The following is a 17,093-nucleotide window of genomic DNA, read 5'->3' on the forward strand; positions in this document are numbered from 1 at the left end:
ATTGTCACGCTCGAAGCCACAAAAAGGCCGACCTCCTTAGACGAGTTCGGCCACAACCAAAGCCATAGAACTCATCACTGTCTCATGCCAGATGGAAGCCGGAGACTGGTAAGCCCGAAGTTCCGTGACCGTCTTCTTAGGCTGGCTGGGTCTGTCAGGCTTAGAAGACTGGCCGCCAGGTAGACTCGAACTTTGAGGCTACCTGACGCCCTGAAGACCGCCTCTCAGGCTTCAGGTCTGCCCCATGGAACGCAGAGGTTACCAGTCGTAGGCTGATTTAGTGCTGGATCAGAGGCCGAAGGAAGGCAGGTGCGGAGTCCCGTGGTGGTCTTCTTAGGTTGGCCGGGCCTGCCGAGCTTAGAAGACTGGCCGTCCAGATAGACTCGGTTTTTGAGGCTATCTGGCGCCCTGAAGACCGCCTTTCAGGCTTCAGGTCTGCCTCATGGGACGGAGCACCTGCCAGCCGTAGGCTGACCAACTCCAACCAACCCAAAACCAAACCTTTACACAAACGATATCGAATGGCCACATAAACTCGGTACAGTTGACCATAAAGAGGAGGCATCATCATGCGACCAATGTCTGATCGACTGTATAGCTACGTCTGGATGTCACTGCTGCTAGTAGGCTTTGGGTCACCAAGCATTGCGGCGGCCGCCCAAGCCGTGACCAACGCTAGCCAAACAAAAAGACCGTCCTCACAGGAACAGCCTCGATAAATCACTAATTTTATTTTTCGGTAACGACTAGGTCATCAGCATCTTCGCCGGCCTTAGTCCGTAACGTTGCTTCGATATCTTCCAAAGAACGGCCACGAGTTTCGAAAACCTTCTTTTGGACGAACCAGATAGAAGCGAAACAAAGCACCCCGTAACCGATGAACAGACTACCAGTACCGAAGTAATCCAACAGGTATGGGAAGGTTAAGGAAACAATCATGTTTGCCGTCCAGTTAATCACACTGGCAAACGAGTTCCCTAGACCCCGAATGTTGAGTGGGAAGACTTCCCCAATCATCACCCACATCACGGGACCCCAGGTTGCGGAGAAGAACGCGATGTAGATGGTCAAGGCCAGCACGGAAATAATTGCGGCCACGTGAGACCCACCGGAGAACTTCATGCCGAGACTCATGACAAACAGGGAAATCCCCATGCCGACGGCCCCAATGTTTAACATCTTTTTCCGGTCAAACTTGTCCATGATGGCGACGGCAATGGCGGTAACCACCACGTTGAAGACCCCAATGCCGATGTGAGCTAACAAGGCAGCGTGCACCCCGAAGCCAACGTCGGTAAAGATGGTTGGCGCGTAGTAGAGCACCGTGTTACAACCCATAACTTGTTGGAAGATGGCAAGGCCAACCCCAATAACTAATGATGGATGAACCATCTTACTGAATAATTCATTCCAGCCACCACTGACGATTTTAGCGGATGCTTCAATTTCAGTAATTTCTTTGTTTACGGCAACTTCATCATGTTTGTTCATGGTTTCAAGCACTTCACGCGCCTGGTCCATGTGGCCACTCTTAGCTAAGAACCGTGGGCTTTCTGGGAGGATTAACCCACCCAGGAACAACAAGGCGGCAGGAACCGCAGCGAAGCCTAACATCCAGCGCCAGCCGGTGTAAATACCGGAGAACGACAAGTTGGTAACGTAGGCCAACAAGATCCCGGTCATAACCATCAGTTGGAACAGGCTGGAAACCGTCCCCCGCTTATCGGCGGGTGCGAGTTCGGCCAAGTACGTTGGGATTAAGGCGGAAGCGGCACCAACGGCGGTACCCAAGATAACCCGTGAAAGAATTAGTGTCCAGAACTCTGGCGAAAACGCCGACCCCAAAGCACCAATAAAGAAAATAATAGCAGAGAGAAGTAGAAGCTTCCGCCGACCATAACGGTCAGACGATGGCCCGATAATAGCGGCACCCAAGATGGCACCCAGCAGTACGGCACTAACGACCCAGCCTTGTTCCCAAGAGCCCAAGTGCATTTGCTTCTGAATAAACAAAATGGCTCCTGAGATTACCCCGGTATCATACCCAAAGAGAAGTCCTCCAAGGGCGCCGAAGAAGTAAACGAATCCGGTTGAAACTTTATGCATAGTCTTTTTACTTCCTTTGACGGTTCATCGCCGTAGATTTTGGTTCACTGTAAGTTGGCGTTTCTTTAGTTAGTTGATTGCTTCAACCAACTATGCTTATTATGATAGCACTTACATTTATTTTTTGGAAGCGTTTTCCACAAAAAAACACCGCCATGACCGGCGGTGTATTCTAAGTTGTTTGATTATTCAGCTGTATTCAGGTCTGTGGCCGTTTCGCCGGCCTTTTCCCGCAGCGTTGCTTCGATTTCTTCCAGTGAACGGTTCCGTGTTTCGAAGACCTTCTTCTGAACGAACCAGATGGAGGCGAAACAGAGGACACCGTAACCGATGAACAGGCTACCGGTACCGAAGAAGTTCAACAGTGCTGGGAAGGTTAAGGAAACCACCATGTTGGCTGTCCAGTTGATCACACTGGCAAAGGAGTTCCCTAACCCACGGATGTTCAATGGGAAGACTTCCCCAATCATGACCCACATGACGGGACCCCAAGTTGCGGAGAAGAACGCAATGTAGATGGTTAAGGCAATCACGGAGATGATGGCCGCAACGTGTGAACCGCCGGAGAACTTCATCCCAAGGCTCATGACGAACAGGGAAATCCCCATCCCAACGGCCCCGATGTTTAACATCTTCTTCCGGTCAATCTTATCCATGATAGCCACGGCAATGGCTGTCACAATCACGTTGAAAATCCCAATCCCAATGTGGGCTAACAGGGCCGCGTTGACCCCGAAACCAACGTCGGTGAAGATGGTTGGCGCGTAGTAGAGCACCGTGTTACAACCCATGACTTGTTGGAAAATGGCTAAGCCAATCCCGATAACCAGTGAAGGACGAACCATCTTACCAAAGAGTTCGGTCCAGCCACCACTCTGCATCTTAGCTTGTTCTTGAATCTGGGTTAATTCGGCATTAACGGCTTTCGTATCATGCTTATTCATGGTATCCAGGACTTGGCGAGCATCGTCGACCCGACCACTCTTTACCAAGAACCGTGGGCTTTCGGGTAAGATTAATCCCCCGAAGAACAGTAATGCGGCGGGAACGGCGGCAAATCCTAACATCAAACGCCAGCCGTGGAAGATGTCGGCCCAAGCGTAGTTGGTGATGTAGGCTAACAGAATCCCCGTCATAACCATCAGTTGGAACAGACTGGAGACAGTGCCCCGCTTGTCGGCGGGTGACAATTCTGCCAAGTACGTTGGAATCAGCGCTGAGGCGGCCCCAACGGCCATCCCGAGGACGACCCGTGAAATAATCAGTGTCCAAAACTCAGGTGCCAGCCCGGAGCCCAAGGCCCCAACGAAGAAAATAATGGCTGATAGCAATAAGAGTTTCCGCCGACCGTAACGGTCAGACGATGGCCCAATAATGGCGGCCCCTAAGATGGCACCTAACAAGACGGCACTAACAACCCAACCTTGTTGCCAAGGGCCCAAGTGCATTTGCTTCTGGATAAACAGAATGGCACCTGAGATGACCCCGGTATCGTAACCGAAGAGTAAGCCACCTAATGCCCCGAAAAAGTAAACAAATCCGGTTGAAACTTTTCGCATATTTTTCGCTCCTTATGCGGCCTACGCCGTAGAAATAAAGTGACAGAGTATGTGTAAGTAAACGCTGAATTGCTTAATGTAAGTTGGTTTAATCACGTGTTGGTTGATTTGCTCAACCAACCATGAGGATATAATACCACGTCCAAATCTATTTTGGAAGCGTTTTCTTTTAAAAATAAAAAAAGCCCGGCAAACGCCAGACTTTCTGCAAACTTTATTAAAATATTTTTATAGCTCGGCCTTACGGTAATCAAGGAGTTGTTCGCTAATCCCCTTGGTTTGTTGGTATACCTGCTTATAGATTTGATGCATTTTTTCATACTTAGCCGCGTTGTCTGGATTTGGCTCGTAGGCCTTACCAAAATGGACAAAGGTTTCGGCACAGTCTTGGAGCGAATCGAACCAGCCCAGGCCGACGGCGGCAATCATCGCTGCCCCCATACCAGGACCCTGTTCGTTTTCTAGGCTGACCACTTTGCGGTTGAAGATGTCGGCCTGAATCTGAAGCCAGAGGGGACTCTTGGCCCCACCACCGATGGAAACGACCGTATCGAAATCGCCCCCATTTTCCTCATAGATGTCGAAGAGGTCGCGGAAGGAGAAGACGATCCCCTCTAAGACGGCCCGGACGAAGTCGTAACGCTGATGCGTGCCATCGATCCCGGTAAAGCTTCCCCGAATGTCGGCATCGGCGTAAGGTGCCCGTTCACCCACGATATAAGGCGTGTACAGCAGGCCATTGGCCCCGACCGTCGATTTAGCGGCACTCGCCACAAACTCCGTGAAATCATCAACTGGGGCAAAGGTCTTCTTGAACCAGCTCAAAGAATACCCAGCGGCCAACGTCACACCCATGGAGTAGTATTTGTCAGGAATGGCATGGTCTTCAAACTGCAGGACCCCGTGATAGTTCACGTCGGCGTTGTCTTCATACTTCAGGACAACTCCGGAGGTCCCGATGCTGGAAAGCACCATGTTCGGGTGTAAGATGCCCGCACCAACGGCCCCGGCGGCGTTGTCGGCGGCGCCACCGAAGACCTTGGTGTCCATGTTCAAGCCAGAGAATTCGGCGTAGGCGGCCGTTACCGTCCCGGCAAAATCGATCGACTTAATCAGGGGTGGGCACATGCTCATTGGAATATCGAAGACGTCACAAATCCGTTGGCTCCATTCGCCCTTGGCCACATCTAACAGCACCGTCCCGGTCGCATCGGAGTAATCCATGGCCAGGTTACCGGTCATGCGGTAGCGCACGTAATCCTTAGGTAGCACAAAGTACTTGGCCTTAGCCCAGATGTCGGGTTCGTTTTCCTTAACCCACAGTAATTTGGTCAGCGTAAAGCCTTCGAGCGGCTGATTCCGGGTAATATCGACGAACTCATCGCCCAGTTTGGCCTCGATCTCCTCACGTTGAGGCGTGCTCCGGGTATCGTTCCAGAGAATCGATGGCCGTAAGACCTTCTTGTTCTCATCCAACAGAACCAGCCCATGCATTTGGCCAGAGAAACTCAGCCCCTCGATATCATCGGCGGCCAGGTGGTCATTCAAGATCAAGCGAACAATCGCCACCGTCGTGCCAGAGACCCAGTCTTCGGGGTTCTGTTCGTTATACCCCGGCTGTTTCTGAATCAAATCGTAGTCAAAACTTTCCTGAGCAACAATCTGCCCACTATGGTCTAAGGCCGATACCTTAACGGCACTGGTCCCCAGGTCAACACCGAGTACATACTTTCCCATCGGTCATTCCTCCTAGTTTATCGTTTGGTTTTAGTTTTTTGTTTTGGTTTTAAATCTCAGACAGCGCAAGCTGTCCGCCTGCCGGTTGGCCTGCTGGAGGCTGGAACGCCATGGCTGAGCCTCCCTCAGGTCGCCCTCTCGGCTAATCACTTAACATCCTATTCCACACTAACTAGCCCAATCAAACCGCAGTCGGCTAGTATGAGCCGTGAGGGCGCCAGATAGGGGGCTCAGTGGTGTCGTTTGCCTTAGCCGAGCGACTTTACTCGGGTTAGGCAAAGGTCGAGCTTTGAGACCGGGCTTGGGGCTCAAAGTCGGCCCACCACGTTCCAGCCCCCTAACTGGCAACCGGCAAGGCGGCATTGGTCGAAAGACAAAAATGGCGGACGAACACACCGTTCGTCCGCCAATTTCTTGTCAGTTATTTTAAATTATTTGCTAAGGGTCTCGATGATGTAGTGGTTGAGCGTGTCCTTAACTTGTTCAAGGTGGTCTGAATGCGTTGCCTTAACCAGATCAGCTTGCGTCTTGTCCAAGGAGTAGTCTTCCATCTGCTTGAAACTAGCCTTACCAGCTTCGATGTCGGCACCGATGCCAGACTTGTATGAGCTGTAACGGTCAGCCTTCAAGTTGTCCAAGAAGCCATCAGCCTTCATAGCAGCTGCAACACGCAGGCCGGCAGCAAAGCTGTCCATACCAACGATATGGCCGTAGAAGAGGTCTTCTGGGGCAAATGAAGTCCGACGAGGCTTAGCATCAAAGTTTAACCCACCGCGAGGGCCGATGCTACCGTTTTCGATAACTTCGTACATTGCAGCAGTGGTTTCGTATAAGTTTGATGGGTATTCGTCGATGTCCCAACCGATTAACTTGTCACCCTCGTTGGCATCCAATGAACCCAGTAAACCGGCTTCACGGGCAACGCGGATTTCGTGTTGGTAAGTATGGCCAGCTAAGTTGGCGTGGTTACCTTCCAAGTTCAACTTGAAGTCTTTGTCCAGATCGTATTCCTTCATGAAGGCGATCGTGGTTGCGGCATCAAAGTCGTACTGGTGGGTCGTTGGTTCCTTAGGCTTTGGTTCTAACATCATCTGAGCATCGAAGCCGATTTCGTTAGCGTAATCCTTAGCCAAATGGAACATCTTAGCAGCGTGTTCTTGTTCCTGCTTCATGTTCGTGTTCCAGAGTGATTCGTAACCTTCACGGCCACCCCAGAAGACATAGTTTTCAGAACCGACACGCTTACCAATTTCCAAACTGTGCTTCAATTGAGCGGCACTGTAAGCAAAGACGTCAGCGTATGGCGAGGTTGCAGCCCCTTCAACGAACCGAGGGTTTGAGAACATGTTTGACGTGTTCCAAAGAACCTTCATGCCAGAAGTCTTTTGGTAGTCAACGATCTTGTCGACAACTTTATCCAGGTTAGCGTTGGTTTCACGTAAAGTGTCCCCTTCAGGTGCTAAGTCACGGTCATGGAAGCAAAGGTAGTCTACCCCTAATTTGTTGTAAAATTCGAAGGCAGCATCCACCTTGGCTAAAGCCAAGTCCATTGGATCTGTGTAGTGGTCGTAAGGACGTTGAGCGGTCCCGTCACCGAATGGGTCAACTAAACGTTGATCAAAAGTGTGCCAGTAAGCTACGGAGAACCGTAACCAATCTTTCATTTTCTTACCTGCAATCACTTCTTCAGGATTGTAGTATTGGAAACCTAAGCCAGACTTCTTATCTTGATGGCCGACGTATTGAATCTTGTCGATGCCTTTCCAGTATTCTTCAGTCATAATTTTATAAAAACCTCCTGGTTAGTTCGTTGCGACAACCAACTTACAAAACTTATTATACAGAGCTTAGAAGTTAATGCAAGCGTTTTCGTCAAGATTTTTCAAAAATTTGATAGCGGTTACTTCCGGAATTAGTAAAAAAGTTAAACCAACTATGTTCAACCATCTGGAGAATACCACAGAATCCACGGCGGCGGGTCAAACTTGAATTAGGTAAATCCATTCACTTATATATAGAAAGAAAATATTATTCTGGGAAACGGATTCATAAATTAGATGTTTATTCCGACACGTTTGCTTAACCATTTCTGAACGTAAACTTTACATTTTGACGACCTATTCCTTTATGTTCATCCACTATAATATTTTTAAAGAATCAATGAGGAATGCTAAGTGGTCATGCCCATATCGATTGAGGAGGATAACTATGTGGATGCGTCAATCTTCGCTTGTTCGTCAGCTTATGAAGCAGAATTGTTGGCCATGGTTGGTTAGTGGCCTGGTGGCCATGACAATTTTAGCCAGTGGGAGTCCCGCGGCGTTGGCCGACTCGACCACGCCCGTGGAACCCACCACGGTGACGCAACCCCTCACCAAGAGTCCCCGGCCGAAGGCATCGATTATCCCGCTGGCTGCTCACAAGGCGACCCCCTCTGTGGCGGTCACACCCGAACGATCAAACATACCGTTAGTTGGCCTGGCCTTGCCCCTACTGGCCCTCTTCATCCTCGACCTGTTGGAACGAGATAATCAGCATAAGAATTTTAAATAACCCAACTCAAAAAAGCGTGTCCCAGGATTTCACTCCCCGGGACACGCTTTTCATTTGGCCTAACCCACCGGTTCGGTGGTTGGTCGTTCAAAGTTTAATTCATAATTATCCAAGCCGAGGACGCGATGCGTGATCAGCGAACACCCGCCCAAGACCGTTGCCAGTCGGGCATTCTGCGTCACGTCGATGGTCACGTTATCATTGGCCAGTGTTTGGTAAACGCCACGAATCTGCTTCAACAGATCCGGGATTTCCTCAATCAGCGGCGAGTTCAGGAAGAACGCGTCGGGATCGAGTGTCTTCATCGTATTGTAGATGAGGCCGCCAATGGCCGTTGAGAAAGCCTTCAGAATGACCAGGGTCTCGGGATCTTCCTCGCGATAGAGCCGGACAATGGCATCGCGATCCAGGTTCTTCAGGCCCTTTTGTTCCTCAACCTTTTGAATGATGGCATCTTCCGAGCTAATGTCCTCGGCGTGCATGGGTCGCGGATCACCGTTGGCATCCATGGCGATACTGGCCACGGAACGCCCGATTTCACCGGCATCCCCATGTTCCCCCCGGAAGAGGTCGCGGTGCAGGATAATCCCGGCCCCGATCCCCCGGTGAATACTGATGGTCACGGTGCTGTTCAGGCCATGGGCCCCGTTGAAGTCGCGTTCATAGATCGCGGACAGATTGGCCTCGTTTTCCAAGACAACTGGCACCTGGTAGGCCATCGAGAAGATTTTCTCCAGGTCGACGCCATCCATGTCGATAAATGGTGAGGTCTTTACCTGGTTATTCAAGACGATCCCGTGCACGGAGAAGCAGATGCCCAACAGACCGTTGCTGGTGGTATCTTGCTTCTGAATCTGACCGATGTACTCATTGATGCGGTCAACCATCTCATGAATCGTCTTACCCTTGGTATCAATACGGTCGTACTTGGACACGCGACCATTAAGCCGGGTCACCAGGGCGTGTAGGTGCCGATAGCCCAGGTCAAAGGTCAGCGTGTAGCCATAGTCCTGGCTGATCTCGACCAGCGTTGGCTTACGGCCACCCGCCGTTGAGGCCTCACCTAGTCCGAGTTCCGTCAAATAACCCGCCGACATTAAGGTGTTGTATAGCGATGACACCGTGGACTTGTTGAGATTCAGCTGATGTGAAATCTCAATCCGCGATGTGGGGTGATTATTAAAGATTTGTTGCAGGACAAATTTCAAATTTTGATCATGTAATTGATTGCGATTCATACTCCGGCGAACCATTTGATTTCCTCCTCGTGGATTGACAAGCCCCTGGCCCGCCCATTTCATTCAGTTAGTATTTTGATAATACCAACTAACTAAGCTAATAGCAACAACTTTAGTCTCATTGTGTTGTAAGCGTTCTCAGAGACGTTGCCTGGTTCGATGAACCAACCAACTCAAGTATCACCCCGAGCCCGCAATAAATCAACCGTTTTACCTAATTTACCTGAATTCCCGTCGATCCCGGTAAAATTTCGAATTCAGCGCAAAAATTTTTGACCGAAAAAAACGCTCGACCGCAGCCGAGCGTTCCGCCAATTTAATCATGGACCTTCAATTCTAAGATGCGTTTAACATCGGCCGCCGTCCGCCGCTCCTTGTCGTTGCGTTCCAGGTCGGTGATGGCCGTCATGTCACTCGGCAACAACTCGAAGTCAAAGGCGAGCTTGTTATCCAGCAGTCGTTGTTCATGAACCGTTTTCGGAATCACGACAATCCCGCGTTGCATCAACCACCGCAACATTACCTGCGCGGTGGTTCGCCGATACTTGGCGGCAATCTTCTCTAACACGGGGTTATGGAAGACATCGTGCCGACCCTGCGCCAACGGTCCCCAGGCCTCCGCCTGAATCTTATTATTACGCAGATAGTCCACCGTCGCCGTCCGTTGCCGGAAGACGTTCAATTGAATCTGATCGACTGCCGGCGTCACTTCGTTAAAGGCCGTGAACGCCGCCAATAACGGTGGATCGAAGTTGGCCACGCCGATGGCCCGAATCTTGCCAGCATGGTAGAGCTCCTCCAACGCCCGCCAGGCACCATAGACATCGCCAATCGGCAGATGAATCAGATAGAGGTCCAGGTAATCGAGGCCGAGGCGATCCAGTGAGTCCTGAAACCCCCGCTTGGCACCTTCGTAAGTCATATCCTGAACCCAGAGTTTCGAGGTGACAAAGATTTCTTCGCGGGGAATCCCACTTTCCTTGATGGCCTCGCCAACGGCCGGCTCATTCTGATAGGACGCAGCCGTATCGATTAACCGGTAACCATCCTTGAGGCCGGCTAGAACCGTCTCTTTGGTTTTTGCCAGATCCCAGATTCGAAAGACCCCGAGACCCATTTGGGGCATCTCGACCCCATTATTAAGTTTGACTGTTAACATTGGGCGTTCCCCCTTAAATCGTCATTCTTAGTCGGCGGTATCCTCAGGCCAGGCCGCGATCAACTGCCGCACATGGGCTTCAATCTCATCCCGCACCTGCCGAAAGACGGCCATGATCGCCTCGTCATCCCCGGTCGCTTGCGCCGGGTCCGGGAGCGCCCAATGCAACTTGGCCACACTGGGTGGCGTGACGGGACAACGGTCACGTGCATCCCCACACAGCGTCACGACAACATCGCTTGCCATCAGGTAATCCGCATCGATGAGCTTGGATGTCTGCTGCGAGATGTCGATACCAACCTCCTGCATGACGGCAACCGCCCGCGGATTGAGACCGTGGGTTTCGATGCCAGCACTGGCAACTTGCCAGTCTGCGGGTGCAAACTTACGGGCGAAGCCTTCAGCCATTTGACTGCGACACGAGTTACCGGTACAGAGGAAATATAGTTGGGCCATAAGAACACCTTCCATTATATAAGAATTATTATCTCCAGCTTACCAGTCTTTAGCCGACGATGCAGGTCAAATTCGATTTTTCCAGCAAAAAGGCCGGAATAACTCCGGCCACTCGTTTACGTCATAATTAGTCACGATGTTCCTGATGCCACTGCTTGATGTAGTCGATACGCGCCTTGAACCGCGGCTCGCGACCCTGGTCCGTGGGATGGTAATACTCATGGCCCTTCAGCATCGGTGGCATGGTATCCATTTCCGTTAATTTATCCTTGGTATCGTGAGCATATTGATAGTCGGCCCCGTACCCTAAGTCCTTCATGAGTTTAGTCGTCGCGTTGCGAATCTGCAACGGAACCGGTTCGTCACGCGTCGTCTGCACATCGCGCTTGGCCTCGAGGCTGGCCTTGTAGATGGCGTTCGACTTCGGCGCCAAAGACAGGTAGCTTACGGCCTCGACCAGGTGCACGTCACATTCCGGCATCCCTAGAAATTGGCAGGCCTGAAAGACATTGATCGCCACGTTGAGGGCATTCGTATCCGCCAAACCAATGTCTTCACTGGCAAAGCGAACCAGTCGACGAGCAATGTACAAGGGATCTTCCCCGCCTGCCAGCATCCGCGTCAGCCAATAGATGGCGGCGTTAACGTCCGAATTACGCATCGACTTGTGCAGGGCGGAAATAATATTGTAGTGTTCCTCCCCCGTCTTGTCGTAGAGGACAAACTTCTGGCTGATCAGCTGCTTCAGGTCATCCATGGTAACCGTGACCTGATCGTCCTGCTTATCCCCATTGAGAACGGCCATTTCCAAGGTGTTCAGGGCCATCCGGGCATCGCCATTGGCAAATTCGGCGATGGCATGCCGCTCCTCGGAACCAATCTTGACAGTCACGTCAAACCCAGCGGGATTCTTGATGGCATTATCCAAGAGTTCTTCAATATCGGCCGTCTCGAGCGCCTTCAAAACGAAGACCTTACAGCGCGACAGCAAGGCGGAATTCACCTCAAATGATGGATTTTCCGTAGTCGCCCCAATCAGAATGATGCTGCCACGCTCCACGTACGGCAGGAAGGCATCCTGTTGGGCCTTGTTGAACCGGTGGATTTCATCCACGAAAACAATCGTCTGTTCACCAATCTCGCGATCGCCCTCGGCCTGTTTCATAATGTCTTTAATCTTTCGAATACTGCTGTCCACGGCACTAAAACTCAGGAACTTGGCCTGCGTCTGCCGGGCAATGATCTCGGCTAGCGTGGTCTTGCCGACACCGGGCGGTCCCCAGAAAATCATCGACGACACCTGATCATTTTCAATCAGTTCACGGAGAATCTTTCCCGCACCCAATAGGTGGGTCTGCCCCACGAATTGGTCCAGCGTCTGGGGCCGCACCCGACTAGCCAACGGCGTGTTCTGCCGGTTATTCGAAAATAACGATTCTTGTTGCACGAGTCCCACCACCCTTTTAGGACCATGATAACCCGTTTCGCAGATGAACAACAGTCCCAACCCTTAAGCGGCTTAGCGGTCTCTTTCGGGTAGACTGGCCGCCTGACTCGCATCGTGGAAGGCGCCCCAGGCGAAGCCGATGCCAAAGCCAATAAGCGTCGGCACCAACCAGCCCAGACCGAGGCTCGCAAAGGGTAAATATTGATGATAGATACCCAACGCGGTATGAATCGGCGTGAATTGGCTAATCATGGCCGGTGCACTGTTGAGCATGTCGAGAACGGCTGGAATAATGGTGAACGCCATCGTGACCTTGTAGATGGTCCCGGCGTATGGGCGTTTCGAAACCGTTAACGATAGCCCAATCAGCGCCAGGGCCAATGGGTACATCAGCATCAGCACGGGTAGCGACCAGGTGATGATGGTGTCCAGCCCGGCATTCGCAACCAGGAAGGACAGGATCGTGGTGACCCGTAGCCAGGCCCGGTAACTGACCTTGGGAAACAGCTTATGGAAGTCTTGGGCAAATGAGGAAACCAGACCAATCGCGGTGGTCAGCACGCCGAGTGTCACCAGGGCGCCTAGTAAAAGTGTGCCGACGCTGCTGAAGTAATGCCCGACAATTTGGGATAAGGCCGTGCCACCGTTCGCGGATAACTTTAATTGACTCATGCTCAGGGCGCCGAGTAAAACTAGGCCAAAGTAGATGAGCACCTCTAACGAAATACTGATAATCCCGGCCTTTGCGGTTAACTTGGTCAGCTCACGCCCCTCATAACCCAGGCCGCGAATGGCGTGAATCAGGGTGACGCTCAGCGCCAGTAAGGCCACGGCGTCCAAAGTGTTGTAGCCTTCCAGGAGGCCACCAATCGTGGCGTTAGCCTGGTAAGTGGCGGTCGGCGCCTGCGACAAGTTCCCCATTGGTTTCAGGAAGGCCACGATGAAGACGATGGCCAGCAGTGTCAAGAACCCCACGTTAAGGTATTTCCCAACAATCTTTAGCAGATGTTGTTGATGAGTGGCGGCCAGGTAGGTGACCGCAAAGAACAGGCCGGTAAAGAGCAACATGCCCAGTGTGGACCAATGCTTAGGGATAAACGGCTGAACGGCCATTTCATAGGCGGTGGCAGCGGTCCGGGGCGTGGCGAAGAAGGGACCGATGGTCAGGTGAACCAGAATGAGGAAGATGGCGGCGGCATGCTTGCCAACGGGACGAGCAAGGTCTAAGAGGCCATCACTCTTGGTCACAACCACGGCCAGAATCGCCAGTAACGGAAACAGCGACCCCGAGATCGCAAAGCCCAATGCGGCCAGGAACCAATTTGACCCGGCCATCTGTCCCAGGTGAACGGGAAAAATCAGGTTGCCGGAACCGAAGAACATGCCGAAGATTAAGGAACTGACGACTAGTAATTGACCCCAACTTTTTTTCGGTGCTGCATTTAATTCTTTCATCATCAATTCCTCCATATCACTAATTTTTACCCGTAAACGTCAAAAGAGCCCTCTTCCCACGAATGGGAAAAGGGCTCTACAAGTAGAACGGTACCACCTTTTTGTGATGGCAAGCCACCACACTCATCACGGACTAACATCCGCTAGCCAAATAATGGTGGCCACCACGACAGCCTTAGCAACTGCCGAACTCGGAATTAACCTTCACGAACCCTTGGTGGTCACTTTGCACTAACCGTGACTCCCTAAGCACCAATGAATCCGCTACTACTTTCTTCAACGTTTTATAAGTATTGTTGAGTATCATATAGCCTCGATTATTAAAAGTCAATGGGTAAATTAAAATTAAATGAGAAATCCTATTGGTCACTATCCACCATGGTTGCCTGACTAGCCCACCGGAAATGCCCCCAAACCAGGCTAACCACGAACCCAACCAGGGTTGGCACCATCCAGCCCAAACCAAGACTGGCAAACGGCACGACCCCATGGTAGAATGCCAAGGCTGCGTGAACTGGCGCCAAGTTGGTCACGACTGCGGGCGCTGCGTTCAGCATGTCGAGTACCGCTGGTAAGACCGTAAAAGCGATGGTGAACTTGTAAACTAAACCGGCGTAAGGCCGCTTGGCAACCGTCAAGGAAACCAGGATTAAGGCCAGTGATAGTGGGTATAACAACATCAGGACGGGTAACGACCAAGCGATGATGGTATCCAAGCCCGCATTGGCCACCACGAATGAAACAAACGTCGTCAGTCGCAGCCAGAAGAGATAGCTGACCTTAGGAAACAACTTGTGGAAGTCTTGGGCGAAGGACGTTACCAGCCCCAGCGCCGTGGTGAAGACCCCCAGCGTCACCAGGACACCCAGGAATAGGGTCTCAAAGTTACTGAAATAATGACCGACGATGGCGGACAATGCTACCCCACCATTGGCGGAGAGCTTGAGCTGACTCATGCTGAAGGCCCCTAGTAGAACTAAGCCGAAGTAGATGGCGATTTCTAAAACGATGCTTAACGTTCCGGCTTGAGCGGTTAACTTAGTCAAGGCCCGATCACGGTAACCCAGGCCGCGAACCGCGTGCACAAACGTCACACTCAAGGCCAATAGGGCTACGGCATCAACCGTGTTGTAGCCTTCCAGGAGACCACTGATCGTGGCGTTGGTTTGGTAGGCCACGGTTGGCGTATGTTGGAGACTGCCCATGGGATTGAAGAAGGCCACAACGAACAGGATGGCCAACATGCCCAGGAAGAAGGCATTTAAATACTTGCCGACAACCTTCAAGAGATTACTCTGATGGGTTGCAAGGACGTAAGCCGCTCCGAAGAACAGACCCGTGAAGACCAGCATGCCAACGGTCGTGAACCGCTTAGGTAGGAACGGTTGTACGGCCATTTCATACGCCGTTGCGGCCGTCCGGGGCGTCCCGAAGAAGGGCCCGATAGTCAAATGAACTAAGACCAGGAAGACCGCCGCATAGTGCCGACCCACTGGCTTGGCGAGATCGAACAGGCCATCGCTCTTGGTCACCACCACTGCTAGGATGGCGAGGAGTGGAAACAGGGACCCCGAAACTGCGAACCCTAATGCCGCCATGAACCAGTTATGGCCGGCCATTTGCCCTAAATGAACGGGGAAGATTAGGTTCCCTGAACCGAAGAACATCCCAAAAATCAGGGAGCTCACCACTAATAATTGCCGAAAACTTTTCTTTGGTGTCACTACTGCTTCTTCCATTGTTCATTCCTCCACTCGTTTTTTGTTTCGATTGGGTACGATATTGACCGCCGACGGCGGTTAGGGTTACGTCCTATGGGGCCCGTCCGAAGCCATAAAGCGGTCTTCGAACTCGTTGGTCAGCCCCGCCAGGACCGCAGGTCTGACCGACGGCCCGTGGTGTAAAGCCGGCAATTCACCGCCTTAACACCACCGTCACAGGACTTCACCCTAACCGCCTCTGGCTAAGATCCAGCATTTCAACTACTCAGTTGTCACCTGAATACTTACTGGGTCTCTGTTGCTTAACTACTTTTGTGTCGACTCCTTCACCATCTTTATTACCCTAAAACGTCAAAAAGAGCCCTCTTCCCACTATGGGAAAAGGGCTCTACGAGTAGAACGGTACCACCTTTTTGTGGTCGCCGTAGCCACCACACTCATCACGGACCAACATCCGCTAGCCAGGTAATGGTGGCAACCACGATAGCCTACTGATTCAGCATCGAACTCGGAAATGATTTTCACTTACGCTTGACGGTCACTTTTCACTAGACGTGACTCACTGGGCATCGCTGCGCTCGCTACTTTTTTCCTCAACGTTTTTAAGTATTGTTACGTAGTATAGGACAATGATGATTAAAATGCAATGAGAAAATTAAAGAATTAGCCATAATTTTTATATCATTCAAATTTAGTCTTCAAAAAAGTCTTTATCAATCTCAAACAACTCTAGATTCTTCTTCACTTGAACGCCCACTCGGTACTGAAGCATGAGGTCAGTCAGCTGAATCCCATCGACCAGAACAATTGAAAATTCTCGGGCCGTTTCGACAGCCGCGGCTGAAAACCCCGAAGTGGTAATAAAGACCCCTCGATCGGCATGATTCCGAGATAGTGCCCCATAAAAGGAATCAATCGCCGGTCGTAAAACTTTGCTGTCTTTGTTATATCTTTTAGCCTGAACATAAACAGTACTGGTCCCTAGTGCATCTTGGTTAATCACACCGTCTATACCGCCATCATTGGATTGTTGCGTCACCCATGCCGAGCCATTTGGCCCCTTGTAACCCATCGCAACTAACAATTTAACCACTAATTCTTCAAAAAACTCCGGCTCTGACTCCATAATCTTCTGTAAGAGACTAGTCGCGACTTCATCGTTATAGGCTTCTACCTGTTGCGATAACATTTCAGAAGCCGGGAGCTCTTCCGAAACATCCGACCCGACACTCAATTTTCGACCCTGTCGTTCTTTGAGTTCTGCGAGATGTTGAACATATAGCGGTTGTGCATGAATCAATTTTCGATTAATTTCATCTGGTCCATCAAGTAACTTTCGACCCAACTCCGTAACCTGATAATACCCACGACGAGTCCGATCCAATATTCCTGCGGTACTCAATTCACTAATTGTCCAACCTACACGATCTTCAATAATATTAATGCTACTGGTCCTTGAGTACATGAGTAACCGCAAGTCGGCGGGCAATTCCAAATCATCGGCAACCGCAATCTTGAGTTTCTTACCCTGCCATTCCCCTTGTCTTTCTGTGAAGCGCAAAACAATTGGTGCCAAGGCATCCCAGGTCGGTAAACCGTGCTTGCCAATTTTCAAATCCCGATAATTCATCTCAACAGCTTCCTCCTTGAGGGTACTCAGCC

The 17,093-nt window shown here is 51.1% G+C and carries 13 protein-coding genes; 2 read left to right on the forward strand and 11 right to left on the reverse strand.

The window, feature by feature from the left end; genetic code table 11:
- Nucleotides 1-569: 569 nt before the first annotated feature.
- Entirely contained in the window at nucleotides 570-719 is a 150-nt protein-coding gene (locus EKM96_RS10560; RefSeq protein ID WP_164510981.1) for a hypothetical protein, read from the forward strand.
- A gap of 10 nt (nucleotides 720-729) precedes the next feature.
- On the opposite strand, the gene EKM96_RS06025 is transcribed toward EKM96_RS10560, so the two are convergent.
- The 4 genes from EKM96_RS06025 to xylA form a co-directional block, all read right to left on the reverse strand.
- The gene (locus tag EKM96_RS06025) at nucleotides 730-2,106 is read right to left on the reverse strand and encodes a sugar porter family MFS transporter (protein WP_125641181.1); all 1,377 of its coding nucleotides are present in this window, start codon (nucleotides 2,104-2,106) and stop codon (nucleotides 730-732) included.
- A 185-nt stretch (nucleotides 2,107-2,291) separates the two neighbouring features.
- On the reverse strand, nucleotides 2,292-3,665 hold the full coding sequence (locus EKM96_RS06030; protein ID WP_125641185.1) for a sugar porter family MFS transporter: 1,374 nt from the start codon (nucleotides 3,663-3,665) through the stop codon (nucleotides 2,292-2,294).
- 228 nt (nucleotides 3,666-3,893) lie between these two features.
- Nucleotides 3,894-5,402 (reverse strand): xylulokinase, encoded by a 1,509-nt coding sequence (xylB, locus tag EKM96_RS06035; RefSeq protein ID WP_125641188.1) that lies wholly within the window; start codon nucleotides 5,400-5,402, stop codon nucleotides 3,894-3,896.
- Nucleotides 5,403-5,833: 431 nt separating this feature from the next.
- Entirely contained in the window at nucleotides 5,834-7,183 is a 1,350-nt protein-coding gene (gene xylA, locus EKM96_RS06040; protein ID WP_125641192.1) for a xylose isomerase, read from the reverse strand.
- 427 nt (nucleotides 7,184-7,610) lie between these two features.
- On the opposite strand from xylA, the gene EKM96_RS06045 reads away from it, so the two are divergent.
- Complete coding sequence (locus EKM96_RS06045) at nucleotides 7,611-7,955, forward strand: hypothetical protein (protein ID WP_164510982.1); 345 nt, start codon at nucleotides 7,611-7,613, stop codon at nucleotides 7,953-7,955.
- Nucleotides 7,956-8,014: 59 nt separating this feature from the next.
- On the opposite strand, the gene EKM96_RS06050 is transcribed toward EKM96_RS06045, so the two are convergent.
- The 7 genes from EKM96_RS06050 to EKM96_RS06080 all read right to left on the reverse strand — a co-directional run bounded on the left by EKM96_RS06050 (nucleotide 8,015) and on the right by EKM96_RS06080 (nucleotide 17,061).
- Complete coding sequence (locus EKM96_RS06050; protein ID WP_125641198.1) at nucleotides 8,015-9,208, reverse strand: ROK family protein; 1,194 nt, start codon at nucleotides 9,206-9,208, stop codon at nucleotides 8,015-8,017.
- A 301-nt stretch (nucleotides 9,209-9,509) separates the two neighbouring features.
- On the reverse strand, nucleotides 9,510-10,352 hold the full coding sequence (locus tag EKM96_RS06055) for an aldo/keto reductase (RefSeq protein WP_125641201.1): 843 nt from the start codon (nucleotides 10,350-10,352) through the stop codon (nucleotides 9,510-9,512).
- A 27-nt stretch (nucleotides 10,353-10,379) separates the two neighbouring features.
- On the reverse strand, nucleotides 10,380-10,808 hold the full coding sequence (arsC, locus tag EKM96_RS06060) for an arsenate reductase (thioredoxin) (protein WP_125641203.1): 429 nt from the start codon (nucleotides 10,806-10,808) through the stop codon (nucleotides 10,380-10,382).
- Nucleotides 10,809-10,935: 127 nt separating this feature from the next.
- Nucleotides 10,936-12,255 (reverse strand): replication-associated recombination protein A, encoded by a 1,320-nt coding sequence (locus EKM96_RS06065; RefSeq protein WP_125641206.1) that lies wholly within the window; start codon nucleotides 12,253-12,255, stop codon nucleotides 10,936-10,938.
- A gap of 72 nt (nucleotides 12,256-12,327) precedes the next feature.
- Entirely contained in the window at nucleotides 12,328-13,710 is a 1,383-nt protein-coding gene (brnQ, locus tag EKM96_RS06070; protein WP_125641307.1) for a branched-chain amino acid transport system II carrier protein, read from the reverse strand.
- Nucleotides 13,711-14,069: 359 nt separating this feature from the next.
- Complete coding sequence (gene brnQ / locus EKM96_RS06075) at nucleotides 14,070-15,449, reverse strand: branched-chain amino acid transport system II carrier protein (RefSeq protein WP_125641209.1); 1,380 nt, start codon at nucleotides 15,447-15,449, stop codon at nucleotides 14,070-14,072.
- A 673-nt stretch (nucleotides 15,450-16,122) separates the two neighbouring features.
- Nucleotides 16,123-17,061: a restriction endonuclease gene (locus tag EKM96_RS06080; protein WP_125641212.1), complete on the reverse strand. Its 939-nt coding sequence runs from the start codon at nucleotides 17,059-17,061 to the stop codon at nucleotides 16,123-16,125.
- Nucleotides 17,062-17,093: the final 32 nt, after the last annotated feature.

The organism is Levilactobacillus tangyuanensis, assembly GCF_003946545.1.
GTDB classification, from domain to species: Bacteria; Bacillota; Bacilli; order Lactobacillales; family Lactobacillaceae; genus Levilactobacillus; species Levilactobacillus tangyuanensis.

What these genes read in the sequence shown, in the direction of transcription:
- xylA (WP_125641192.1), bottom strand. Translation starts at nt 7,183, where the DNA reads ATGACTGAAGAATACTGGAAAGGCATCGACAAGATTCAATACGTCGGC.
- EKM96_RS06030 (WP_125641185.1), bottom strand. Translation starts at nt 3,665, where the DNA reads ATGCGAAAAGTTTCAACCGGATTTGTTTACTTTTTCGGGGCATTAGGT.
- EKM96_RS10560 (WP_164510981.1), top strand. Translation starts at nt 570, where the DNA reads ATGCGACCAATGTCTGATCGACTGTATAGCTACGTCTGGATGTCACTG.
- brnQ (WP_125641307.1), bottom strand. Translation starts at nt 13,710, where the DNA reads ATGAAAGAATTAAATGCAGCACCGAAAAAAAGTTGGGGTCAATTACTA.
- EKM96_RS06025 (WP_125641181.1), bottom strand. Translation starts at nt 2,106, where the DNA reads ATGCATAAAGTTTCAACCGGATTCGTTTACTTCTTCGGCGCCCTTGGA.
- EKM96_RS06050 (WP_125641198.1), bottom strand. Translation starts at nt 9,208, where the DNA reads ATGGTTCGCCGGAGTATGAATCGCAATCAATTACATGATCAAAATTTG.
- arsC (WP_125641203.1), bottom strand. Translation starts at nt 10,808, where the DNA reads ATGGCCCAACTATATTTCCTCTGTACCGGTAACTCGTGTCGCAGTCAA.
- xylB (WP_125641188.1), bottom strand. Translation starts at nt 5,402, where the DNA reads ATGGGAAAGTATGTACTCGGTGTTGACCTGGGGACCAGTGCCGTTAAG.
- EKM96_RS06045 (WP_164510982.1), top strand. Translation starts at nt 7,611, where the DNA reads ATGTGGATGCGTCAATCTTCGCTTGTTCGTCAGCTTATGAAGCAGAAT.
- EKM96_RS06055 (WP_125641201.1), bottom strand. Translation starts at nt 10,352, where the DNA reads ATGTTAACAGTCAAACTTAATAATGGGGTCGAGATGCCCCAAATGGGT.
- EKM96_RS06080 (WP_125641212.1), bottom strand. Translation starts at nt 17,061, where the DNA reads ATGAATTATCGGGATTTGAAAATTGGCAAGCACGGTTTACCGACCTGG.
- brnQ (WP_125641209.1), bottom strand. Translation starts at nt 15,449, where the DNA reads ATGGAAGAAGCAGTAGTGACACCAAAGAAAAGTTTTCGGCAATTATTA.